We start from the raw sequence: 10,552 nt of genomic DNA, 5'->3' as shown, positions 1-10,552 counted from the left end.
GCGCACGTCCGCTTTTGGGCAGCAACTGGCTACCTCGCCATCAGCGCAAAACAACTTTCCCCATAGCTCAGTCCATGCGGCCCGCGGTTCGGGCACCGAAGACTTTCTGACGCCTATCGGCGTCTGAAACTCTCAACGGTTGCAGACCGACGGCTTTTGGCGGTCGAATGAAATTAGCAGACGCTCCGACTGTTCCCGGCGTTCGCTTGAAAGGTCGATCTCCGTACTGGCTCGTGCAATCGAGGCGCAACGACGTTCCGCAGGAACCGGATAGACACTGGCGGCTCAGATTCCAGATATCCGTCAGATGGTCGACGCGACATCTTATAATCTTGGTCGGCGCTCCCATGTAGTGATCATCGTGGCACACGTTCATCGTAGGCGGCCGCGGCTGAGAGACCTCGTGCTCCCGCTTACAAGCAGGAGCCGCGCCCATGCCCCCCGATCCCGATCAATCCCAGTCGGCCACCCCGGACGTGCCTGTCGCATTGAGACCGCAATCGAGCCGATTTTTCCGCAAGAGCCGCAGTGCATTCGCCCTCGATGACGCACGGCGTCAGGGGGACATCAGTCAGCTTGCCTTCTCGACGATGGGCGGACGCGATCCGGCGATTGCCTTCCTGAACACCGACAACGCCGTGCTCGGCGGCCGCCCGCTTACAGTCGCGACCGCGAGCCCCGAGGGATATGAACGGGTTGCGGCAGCGATCCGCCGCTGGCCGAGCGGCCCGGGATTCAAATGAGCCGCGCGATGAACATTTCGCTGCCGGAGGACGAGGTCAAGCGCCTGTGCCTTCTGCAAGATGTCAGCATCAGTGCGATCGAGCCGCTTCAGTCGGGCGGTACGCGCCTTGTCTGCACATCCGGCGCCGGCGCCGAGGAAATGCGCCTTCGGCTCCGCGGTCACCTGATCGATGGCAATGTCCTCCGTTACCGCTTCTATCGCCCTCCGGCCACGCAGGAACGGCCATGAGGCCGGAGCAAGATTCCGCGGTGTGCGAACGTCTCTGCCGAACTCGAATAATATCGGTATTCGTGCCGCACATTTATCGGGATGTGCTATAGACATCCCATCACCTGAAATCGAACAAGCTCCATGTGACAGAGGGACGATCCGTGCTCTCGCTTGATGCAGGAGCACACACGATGTGCCTCATTCAATTGCTCGAAGACGAGCAGATTGCGCTCGTACGATACGCCGCCGCGACAAATCCTTCGGCGATCGACCGATATGGGCGCCTGATCGAAGATATCCGTCGGCGTCTGACGGCCTTTCCCTATCAGCATCGCCCCTATTTTCCGCTCAACAGATTGCGGACGCAAACGGCTCGCTAGCACGTTCGTGAACACGCGCATCCTGAAACCGAAGAAAGATATCTGACATGGCCAAATCGCAAAAACGCAGCAATCGCGAGATTCGCAAACCCAAGGCCGCCAAGGCGAAGCCGCCGACCGCGCTCGCAGCCCAAGAGGCGTCTGCCGTGCAGATGACCGCCAAGCCGAAAGGCAATCTCTGACGCGCCGTCAAAAACTGCGGTGAAAGCTGACGAGATCGGCGTCGGGATCGCCATAGCCGCAAATCAGGCCGCGCAGCATCTGCGCGGCCATCATTGAAAAGGTGATGCCATTGCCGCCATATCCCATCGCGGCATAGCAATTCGGCATGCCGGGAATTCGACCGATAGTTGGCGTACCGACCGGGCTGTCGCCGAAACTGCCGGCCCAGCTATACGCGGGCGCCGCGTCGACTCCCGGCAACAGCGCAGCAAGCTTTCGCGACAGCGTCGCTGCCTTGTCGGGGAGCTTCGCATCGCGGAGAGCCGCGTCACCGATTTCCTCATCCTCGCCGCCGCAGATGATTTCTCCGCGTGGGGTTGTTCGGATGTACAGATAGGGATCGGCGGCTTCCCAAATCATTGCGGCAGTCGGCCAGATGGTCCGGGGCTGCGGGCGCGTCGCGATCGACCAGCTTGAGATGATCTTGTTCCCCTTGCGAGGAATCCCCTTCAACATCTCATAACCCGTTGCCATGACGACATGGCGCGCGCGAATGCTCGGTCCGCGCGCCGAGACCAATGTTACACCTTCGCCCGTCGGCGCGATGTCGCAGATATCGACGGGTGAATAGAGCCGCGCGCCGCGAGCCAGTGCGACGTTCAGATAACCCGCCGTGAGACGACGCGGATCGGCGGAGTAATTGCCAAAGCCTATCAGCGCGTGGCGTCCCTTGATCCCATAACGCTCCTGCACCGCAGCGGGTTTGAGTAATTCCACTTCGAAGCCCGCGCGCCGCCGGGCGTCGGCTTCACGCGCGAGGCCGTCGGCGTCGAGGACATTGCCATCGAGATAGATCGAGCCGCGCGTCGCGCCATCGACCGCGAGGCCCAACCGCTCGGTCCGCTCGCGCAGCGCATCGACCGACTGGCGCGATCGCCGCCAGATGCGTTCGGCCTTTTCACGACCGATCCGCTCGGCCATCAAGGTCAGCGGCGTATCGAGTTCATATTGCAGCATCGCGGTCGACGCCGCAGTCGATCCTTCGGCGGGACCCCGGCGATCGACGACTACGATGTTGAAGCCCGCTTCGGATAGTGCCTCTGCGATCAGCGCGCCCGACACGCCGGCCCCCACGACGACCACGTCGCACGCGATATCCCTTGTCAGCGGCTGCGCAGCGATCGCGGGACGACGCCGTGCCGACCAGATCGACCGGCCGGTCCGGAGATCGCGATGATGGGTAGCCGATGCGCGGCTCACCAGAACAGGCGATCAGGCAAGATCGCGCACCTTGGCTTCGCGGGCCCAATGACGCCGGGTGCCCACGCCTTCGAACTTGTCGATCGCAATGACCCCGCCGTCCTTTTCGACCCCCGCCTTGTCGAGCAGCAATTGCGTCGCCTCGTCATGCGCGATCGTCTTGCAATGCCCATAGGCATCCATGAACCACTGCACTGCTGCGCCCTGCTTTGAGAGGGCCTCGGCCTGTTCCTCGGTGACGATCGACGCCACCGCGTCGAACAGCACCGAGGGGGAGCCCGCGAGCTGACCATCAGCCTTGAGCGTACCGCCCTTGACCTTGATCCCGCCCACTTTCGGCGCAACGAGGAAGGCGGTGCCGCCGGCGCTTTCGATGTCGCTTTTCAGCTTTTCGATCGCCGCCTTGTCCGATCCTTCGGCAAAGAGGATCGCGACCTTGCGACCCTCCATCGTGTCGTCGGCATTCTTCTGGATCGACAGCGCGTCGGAAGGTTTAAGATCGACGGGCGCACGCGCAGCCTTTTCCTTCGTCGGCAGATCGATGGCGAGCCCCATGGCAACACGCGTCGCGAGATCCTCATCGATATTCCGAAGCTGGCCGACGACGCGCGCGCGAACATGATCGAGCGTGACCTTCGACAGTTCGAACACCAGCGCGGAAGCAATATGCGCCTGCTCATTCTCCGTCTGCGACAAGTAGAACAGCCGCGCCTGGCTGAAATGATCGGCGAAGAGTTCGGCGCGGATGCGCAGCTTCTGCGTCGGATCGTTCCGCTCATCATTGTCGGCAAAGGTCTTGAAGCCCGTTTCGGCGCTCGCGCGTGGGCCGCCATGCTCTCCGGCTTCGGCGAGGCTGTTGGGTTCGTAATTGGCACGCCCCGTTGGCACGAGCGTCTGCATCATCCCGTCGCGCTGGAAATTGTGGAACGGGCATTTCGGCGCGTTGATCGGGATCTGGTGGAAATTGGTCGTTCCCAGCCGCGATTTCTGCGTGTCGAGATAAGAGAAGAGCCTGCCCTGCAAGAGTGGGTCGTTGCTGAAATCGATCCCCGGAATGATGTTCGACGGCAGGAAGGCGACCTGCTCGGTCTCGGCGAAGAAATTGTCGACATTGCGGTTGAGCGTCATACGGCCGACGATCTCGACCGGAATATCTTCCTCGGGAATCAGCTTGGTGGCGTCGAGCACGTCATAGGGCTGCTTGGCGGCGAACGCCTCGTCGAACACCTGCACACCGAGATCCCACGCCGGGAAATCGCCCGCGTCGATCGCCTCGAACAGGTCGCGGCGGTGGAAATCGGGGTCGGCACCGGCGATCTTGACCGCCTCGTCCCAAGTTGTCGACTGGATGCCGAGCACGGGTTTCCAGTGGAATTTGACGAACTTGCCGTCGCCCTTTTCGTTGACGAAGCGGAAGGTGTGGACGCCGAAGCCCTCGATCATGCGCAGGCTCCGCGGGATCGTGCGGTCGGACATCGCCCACATGATCATGTGCATCGCCTCGGGCATCAGCCCGATGAAGTCCCAGAAGGTGTCGTGCGCGCTCGCCGCCTGCGGATAGCCGCGATCGGCCTCCATCTTCACGCTGTGGACGAGGTCGGGGAATTTCATCGCGTCCTGGATGAAGAAGACCGGGATATTGTTGCCGACGAGATCCCAGTTGCCGCTTTCTGTGTAGAGTTTGACCGCAAAGCCGCGCACATCGCGCGGCGTATCGACCGAGCCCGCGCCGCCAGCGACGGTCGAGAAGCGGACGAAGACGGGGCAAGTCGTGCCCTCCTTCTGCAGGATCGAGGCTTTGGTCAGCTCGGGGATTGCCTTGGTGCATTCGAACACGCCGTGCGCGCCCGACCCGCGGGCGTGGACGATCCGCTCGGGGATGCGTTCATGGTCGAAGTGGAAGATTTTCTCGCGGAGAACGAAATCCTCGAGCAGCGTCGGCCCGCGCTCACCGGCGCGGAGCGAATTCTGGTTGTCCGAAATCCGGTGGCCGAAATTGTCGGTCAGGAATGCCGCATCGGCCGATTTTCGGCCCGATGCCACATTCTGGTGGAGTTCGTCACCATTGCCGCGGCTCACCTCGATCTTCGGCTGGCCTTCGCCAGGCTGGTGTTCGCGAAGGGCATGGTCATTCGCGGGCGACGGCGGCGGAGATTTCGGCATCGGTCATTCCTTCTGCCGCGTAAGGCGACACTCCTACAATCCGCCGCTGCGCCTTATGTTGCGTGTCGCTAGGCCATGGCGGCCAGAATCTCCTTGATCGCGACGAACGCAAAGCAGACCGAACTGTCGGCCACCCCGTAGGGCAGGAAAATATCGTCGCCGACGCGGATCGCGCCGCAGGTGTAGACGACATTGGGGACATAGCCTTCGCGGTCTTCGTCGGCGGCGGAGAGGATCGGATTGGGCGTGCGGCCGATCACCTTCGAGGGATCGTCCTTGTCGAGCAGAACCGCACCGATCGCATATTTGCGCATCGCGCCGACCCCATGGGTCAACACCAGCCACCCCTCGTCGAGTTCGATCGGCGCGCCGCAATTGCCAATCTGGATGAGTTCCCATGGAAAGCGCGGCTCCAGCAATAATTCGCCGTCCTCCCACTGATCGACCGTGTCCGAGCGCAGCAGATAGAGATTCTTGCCATCCTGCCGACCGATCATGCAGAATTGCCCGTCGATCTTGCGCGGGAACAGCGCCATGCCCTTGTTGCGTCCCGCCTTTCCCTTGATCGGGCTCAGCGTGAAATCCTTGAAATCTCGCGTGCGGAGCAATTCGGACCGGATGTCGCGACCGCTATAGGCAGTGTACGTCCCGATCCATTCGCTTTTGCCGCTGTCGCGCTCGAACTCGAGCAGCCGCAGATCCTCGAGCCCGTTGCGCTGCGCCTCCGTGATCGGGAAGATCACCGTGCCCGAAAGGGTGCTGTCCTTCTGCCGATACAGCGAGACAACATCGTCGGGCTTGTCGTCGCGGTGCGGACCAAGCATCGCCGCCGTAGCGAAGGCAGGCTGCGGCAGCAGCGTCAGTTCGCGGTCGCAGGTAATGATTCCCTCGCGAAAGGCGATCGTCGAAATATGACCCTCGCCGACCGCGCGCAGCGACAGGAGAATGCGGATGCAGCCTTCCTCCAGCCCGGTCTGGTCGGGATGACGAACGACGCTGGGGTTCATCAGCGCCGCCGCCGCATAGCTATATTCGTGACAGAAATAGGCGCCGATCAAGAGGCGCATCTCGCGCTTCAATGTGAGGCCTTCGAGGCCGAGTTTGGGCTCGATCTGCTCGAAGCGATCCTCGAATACTTTCTCGATCTGCCAGTGCCGGTCGGCGAAATCGCGCAGCACCACACCGAGCTCGGCGCGCACGGTGCGCGTGTCGAGCGTCACGATTTCGCGCGCCAGCCGCTGCACGCGTTCGAGATCGGGACCCGATGCTTGCCATGCGAGGTGAAAGGGCCGCACGACGACGCGCGTCGGGTCGGCATGGAGCCGCAATTCATCCTGAACCAGATGCACCATAATCCCCTCAGTCGGCGTTGCGGATAAAATCCCGGATCGCGTATGTCGCATGCTGATAGGCAAGTACCGACTCCGCCCCTTCGTTGAGATTCAGGCCGCGCGGGTTAATGCCATCCTTGCTGCTCCCGGTCAGCGGATCGCCAACGATCACGCCGCGGCCATTACGCCCGGAAAACCATTCATAGGCGCGCCGCGCGTGCGCCAGCCAGATATCGTCGCCGGTCACATCATAGGCGGCCGAAGCGGCATCGATCGCGGCCCAAATCTCGAGCGGCTGCTGATCGAATGGCCGCGGCAGCTCATAGGCATGGCCGAAGCTGTCGGACCCGACGGGGCGATAGTGGCCATAAGGCGAAATCTGCGCATCGTTGATCCACCGCAGCGTTTCGACCCCGCACGCGGTAACATCCGCGCGCTCAAGTCGCACGCCCGCACGCAGCATCGCTTCGGGCAGGCGGCAATTGTCATAGGCGAGTACCGGCTCGAACCATCGCCAGTCGGGCCGCGCCGCAGCCTGATAGAGCGCGATCAGCCGGTCAGCGCCGCTGTGCAATATCCGGTCCGCCAGATCATGCTCGGGATGCGCCGCGAGCACGAAGTCGGCGCCGAGCATCGCAAAGGCAATCGCGCGCGGTGACTCGAAATCCAGTGCGGATGCCGCGGTGCGCTCGAACATTTCATTCGCCCATAGCCGCAGACCGGGGTCGCGCGCGTCCCGCGCCGTTGCGCCAAGCGCCCAGAGGGTGCGACCGCAGCTGTCTTCGGACCCCACATCCTCGAGCCAGTTGCGTGCAAAGCCCATGAAGTTGCGAAACTCGCTGCGGTCGGGGTTCCAGGCATGCTGTACGAACGCCGCAAAGACCGGGGTCAGTTGTCCGCACTTGCCGAGCGCATCGTCGTCGAGCCGATGCATCAGCATCAGCGCCCGCGCATTGTCATCGACGCAATAGCCGTGCGCGCGATCGGGGACCATATGAATGCTGTGCTGGAGGATGCCGGTGTCGTCGCAAATGCGCAGGAACCCATCGATACCGATGTGCTCGGGAATAGGCGCAGCTTTCGGCACGACGCGGCTTTCCGCGATTAGCGAACAGGTCCGCTCCGCGAACACCGGCCAGATCATGTCGCGACTGCGGTCATAGGCGCGACGCTGCAGCGTAAGCAGCCGGTCGGCATCGCCGAGCAGATAGCGGATTTCGTTCGCGATCGCTTCGCTGTCGTTGAAGGGGACGAGCACGCCATGATCGTCGGCGAGGAGCTCGACCGCATGGACATAGGGTGTGGAGATCACGGCCTTGCCCAGCGCCATCGCATAAGCGAGCGTACCCGACGTCGATTGCTGCGCCCCGATATAAGGCGTCACATAGATGTCCGCCGCCTCGATAAGATCGAGCAGATCGTCGGTGTCCATAAACGCATTGATCCAGCGGATATGCGCATCGACCCCGAGCGAGACAGCGAGCGCCTGGAGCCGGTCGCGATAGGCCTCGCCTTCAAGCGCCAGCAGATTGGGATGCGTCGCGCCAGCAATGCAGTAAAGGAAGTCGGGGTGATCTTCGATGATCGCGGGCAATGCCTCGATGACCGCCTCGATCCCCTTGCCCGGCGACAAAAGACCGAAGGTCAGCGCGACCTGTTTGCCCGCAAAGCCGAACTGCGGCTTGAATTGCGACGCGCGGCCGAACGGGCGATCGGGGACGCCATGTGCGATCATGGCGATCTGGTCGTCGTCGGCATGATAGACGCTTCGCAGCAGATCGTGCGAGCGCTCGGACATGACGACCAGCTTGGTCGCGCGCGCGATCAAGCGCTCCATCACGCGGCGCTGATCGGCGTCCGGTTCGGCGAGCACCGTGTGAAGCGTAACGATCAGCGGCGCGGAAACACGATCCACCAGTTCCAGGATCATATCGCCCGCCAAGCCGCCGAAGAGGCCGAACTCGTGCTGCAGCCACACAATCTCGGCACAGCTCGCCTCGATTTGCCGGGCCACCTCGACAAAGCTACCGGCGTCACCCTCGGTTATGACGCCGCGAACAACGGGGTCGAATATCGTGGGAACCGCGGCCGGCGCCATCGCATATACGTCGATCACAAGGTCGGGAGCAGCCTCGGCAAGCGATGAACGGATGTCGGTGGTGAAGGTCGCGATGCCACAGCGTCGCGGAAGAAAGCCGCCGACTAGCGCGATCCGGGCAGTATCCGAAGTTTTTGGCCGAAGCGTTTGGCACGCCTCCAAACCCTCATCGAACGATCTACGGTCAAGCGTTTCGTACACAGGCATACCTTCCAAAAATGATGCGACAGAAGGCCTCACCCAGTATTTTGTCGTTTGCTTCGAGACGCGCAGCCGATCGCGAACTCAGAAAACAGAACAATTCAGCGACGCATTTGTTCCCCTTGGCACGCGCCTCGCCGGGAGTCGTAAGGGGCAATCTCGGTAACGCCGACCGAACATCCCCGCCGCATTTTCACTTCAAACAGGCAACGATGATTTCGATGATCGCAAGCGTTTCTCCCGGATCGCGAACGGCGATCGTGTCCAGTCCCAGCGCCTTGGCTGGATAGTCATTGCCGCCCGGAAATATCGCATCGCCGATGAACAGCATTGCACCCAGTTCAATACCGCTTTCGTCGCTCAGCTTCGTAAGGCCATAGGCCTTGTCGACGCCTTCGCGCGTGACATCGATCGACGTAGCGCCGCCCATATTGATCGACAGGCCCGGCAGACGTTGGCGAAGGTCGGCCTGGATCACTTTGCGCTTCGCGAAATCGGGATCCCATTTTTCCTTGGCATCGATCGGCGCTTCCTGACCCAATGCCGAGAATGTGATCTGGCTTCCCCGGTCCTCGACCCGTGCTCCCCAGACCGCTGCGGGAACGAACCCGGTCGCCCGAAGCGCCGCATCGAAGGCTTCGAATATGCGCTGCTTCTCTTCGTCGGCGAAGATTTCGGCATAGCGCGCCTGCCACGCGCCCGAACGGAAAGTGTAAAGCTTGGTGCCGGTCGTCGGCATGAGCCAGAGCCGGGAAAGGTCCGCGCGCTCGGGAAGGCGCGTCGCCACCTGTTTTTCGAACTGCGGCCAGTCGCCACCGGATATCACCGCAACATCTGCCACGCCGAGGAGATCGGCAAGCGCCTCACCCATCGCGGGTTCCATCGGTTGCTTGCTTTCGGCAAGCGTTCCATCAAGATCGAAGGCAATCAGCCGTTTCATGCAGGCGTCGCTCCGCGCCCGTCGCTCGCCGCGTCCCGCTGCCGCCGCGCGGCGGCTTTGGCATCGGCAAGGTTCGAATAGCGATAGTCGCCCACCGCGAATTGTTCGACATAGGTCCGGATGATGCCATCCTCCTCGTCGCCCGGTGGACGCAGGCCTCCGCCCTCACCTTCCCACGCCGAGCGTGACGCAGCTTCATCGATCGCGGCGGCGAGAGGGCCGTCCTCCACGCCCAGGGAGCGATAGAACTCGCGCCCGACCGCCAGAAGGGTAGCGCGAATATCGACGACCGGATCGTCAACTCCGTCGCTTCCGGCGGTGAGATGTTCGTGCGTCGCCTTTTCGAAGGCCTTCGCCATGAGCAATTCGGCGATCAGCACATCACCGACCAGATCGTCCGACGCTTCAACAGCACCGGCAGGTGATACGGCGAGATCGGCGATAGCCTCGGCATCGCCGCTCAAGCCGCGCCGCTCACGATACTCGTTGATCCTTTTGGCATAATAGCGCGGCAGGTCAAAGTTTGGCATCGCCTGCCCATCGCGTCGCGCCTGGCTCACGGCCATCAACGCCATCTGATGGTGGTGGAGAAGTTGGTTGAGGTCCATGATTTTGCTCCTTCAGCGGGAGCGCAATGGTCTCTCAGTCGCCAGCACGCGGTGGAAGCGGGCGATGTTATGGAAGTGGGGTCACAGGCTTCCGATTGCAATGAGCAGACATTTATAATTGTAGCCGACCGACGAGAGCCGAGTCATATGTCTCGACTTCCTTCGGAATAGGCCTAGCACCGAGAGGCAGAGACTTTCCACGCGACCCGGAAAGTCGATGGGGCTTCCTTTGGTCACGAACGCAGAGGATGGAAGGGCTTCGCGGTAGCGAAGCCCTTTTGCCCAAGTTGCTGGGGCGTCATCCCAAACATGTTGGCCGATGCACGAACCACTTCGTGGATTGGCGCTAGCCTCGATGTAAAGCAGCCCTTCGAGCGCCGCGCCTGATTGAACGCGGGCTGCCACAGGCAGACCCTTTCGGCTCCTTTACCTGAGGAGTCGAACGATGAACGAG

Annotated in this window: 11 protein-coding genes; 4 read left to right on the top strand and 7 right to left on the bottom strand. The window is 62.0% G+C overall.

Translation table 11 applies throughout. The features are described 5' to 3' along the window. The first annotated feature begins 434 nt into the window (after nt 1-434). The 4 genes from JNM03_RS12915 (at nt 435) to JNM03_RS12900 (ending at nt 1,517) form a co-directional block, all read left to right on the top strand. A complete protein-coding gene (locus JNM03_RS12915; RefSeq protein ID WP_294037155.1) occupies nt 435-743 on the top strand; it encodes a hypothetical protein in 309 nt (102 codons plus the stop codon). Nucleotides 744-751: 8 nt separating this feature from the next. Next, a complete protein-coding gene (locus tag JNM03_RS12910; protein ID WP_294037153.1) occupies nt 752-973 on the top strand; it encodes a hypothetical protein in 222 nt (73 codons plus the stop codon). Nucleotides 974-1,146: 173 nt separating this feature from the next. Continuing rightward, complete coding sequence (locus tag JNM03_RS12905) at nt 1,147-1,335, top strand: hypothetical protein (protein ID WP_294037152.1); 189 nt, start codon at nt 1,147-1,149, stop codon at nt 1,333-1,335. A gap of 47 nt (nt 1,336-1,382) precedes the next feature. Continuing rightward, on the top strand, nt 1,383-1,517 hold the full coding sequence (locus tag JNM03_RS12900; protein ID WP_294037151.1) for a hypothetical protein: 135 nt from the start codon (nt 1,383-1,385) through the stop codon (nt 1,515-1,517). Nucleotides 1,518-1,524: 7 nt separating this feature from the next. On the opposite strand, the gene JNM03_RS12895 is transcribed toward JNM03_RS12900, so the two are convergent. The 7 genes from JNM03_RS12895 to JNM03_RS12865 all read right to left on the bottom strand — a co-directional run. Further along, nucleotides 1,525-2,757 carry an FAD-binding oxidoreductase gene (locus tag JNM03_RS12895; protein ID WP_294037149.1) on the bottom strand — a complete coding sequence of 411 codons (1,233 nt, stop codon included), beginning with the start codon at nt 2,755-2,757 and terminating at the stop codon, nt 1,525-1,527. Between the two features lie 12 nt (nt 2,758-2,769). Further along, nucleotides 2,770-4,920: a catalase gene (locus tag JNM03_RS12890; RefSeq protein ID WP_294037147.1), complete on the bottom strand. Its 2,151-nt coding sequence runs from the start codon at nt 4,918-4,920 to the stop codon at nt 2,770-2,772. Between the two features lie 68 nt (nt 4,921-4,988). Continuing rightward, nucleotides 4,989-6,272, bottom strand: coding sequence for a glycoside hydrolase family 130 protein (locus JNM03_RS12885; protein WP_294037146.1), 1,284 nt, complete (start codon nt 6,270-6,272; stop codon nt 4,989-4,991). Nucleotides 6,273-6,279: 7 nt separating this feature from the next. Next, nucleotides 6,280-8,367, bottom strand: a complete 2,088-nt coding sequence (locus JNM03_RS12880; protein WP_294037145.1) for a glycosyltransferase family 4 protein — start codon at nt 8,365-8,367, stop codon at nt 6,280-6,282. Nucleotides 8,368-8,743: 376 nt separating this feature from the next. Continuing rightward, nucleotides 8,744-9,490, bottom strand: a complete 747-nt coding sequence (locus JNM03_RS12875) for an HAD-IIB family hydrolase (RefSeq protein WP_294037143.1) — start codon at nt 9,488-9,490, stop codon at nt 8,744-8,746. Continuing rightward, entirely contained in the window at nt 9,487-10,098 is a 612-nt protein-coding gene (locus JNM03_RS12870; RefSeq protein ID WP_294037141.1) for a hypothetical protein, read from the bottom strand. Before JNM03_RS12870 ends, JNM03_RS12875 begins: the two co-directional genes overlap by 4 nt. A gap of 233 nt (nt 10,099-10,331) precedes the next feature. Then, on the bottom strand, nt 10,332-10,552 hold a 221-nt coding region (locus JNM03_RS12865; RefSeq protein ID WP_294037138.1), incomplete at its 5' end, for a hypothetical protein.

The sequence above is a fragment of the Sphingopyxis sp. genome, assembly GCF_016793825.1.
Taxonomy (GTDB): Bacteria; Pseudomonadota; Alphaproteobacteria; order Sphingomonadales; family Sphingomonadaceae; genus Sphingopyxis.
Note: the sequence above shows the minus strand (reverse complement) of the source record. Positions and strands in the feature narration are given on the sequence as shown.

What these genes read in the sequence shown, in the direction of transcription:
- JNM03_RS12915 (WP_294037155.1), top strand. Translation starts at nt 435, where the DNA reads ATGCCCCCCGATCCCGATCAATCCCAGTCGGCCACCCCGGACGTGCCT.
- JNM03_RS12910 (WP_294037153.1), top strand. Translation starts at nt 752, where the DNA reads ATGAACATTTCGCTGCCGGAGGACGAGGTCAAGCGCCTGTGCCTTCTG.
- JNM03_RS12905 (WP_294037152.1), top strand. Translation starts at nt 1,147, where the DNA reads ATGTGCCTCATTCAATTGCTCGAAGACGAGCAGATTGCGCTCGTACGA.
- JNM03_RS12900 (WP_294037151.1), top strand. Translation starts at nt 1,383, where the DNA reads ATGGCCAAATCGCAAAAACGCAGCAATCGCGAGATTCGCAAACCCAAG.
- JNM03_RS12890 (WP_294037147.1), bottom strand. Translation starts at nt 4,920, where the DNA reads ATGCCGAAATCTCCGCCGCCGTCGCCCGCGAATGACCATGCCCTTCGC.
- JNM03_RS12885 (WP_294037146.1), bottom strand. Translation starts at nt 6,272, where the DNA reads ATGGTGCATCTGGTTCAGGATGAATTGCGGCTCCATGCCGACCCGACG.
- JNM03_RS12875 (WP_294037143.1), bottom strand. Translation starts at nt 9,490, where the DNA reads ATGAAACGGCTGATTGCCTTCGATCTTGATGGAACGCTTGCCGAAAGC.
- JNM03_RS12870 (WP_294037141.1), bottom strand. Translation starts at nt 10,098, where the DNA reads ATGGACCTCAACCAACTTCTCCACCACCATCAGATGGCGTTGATGGCC.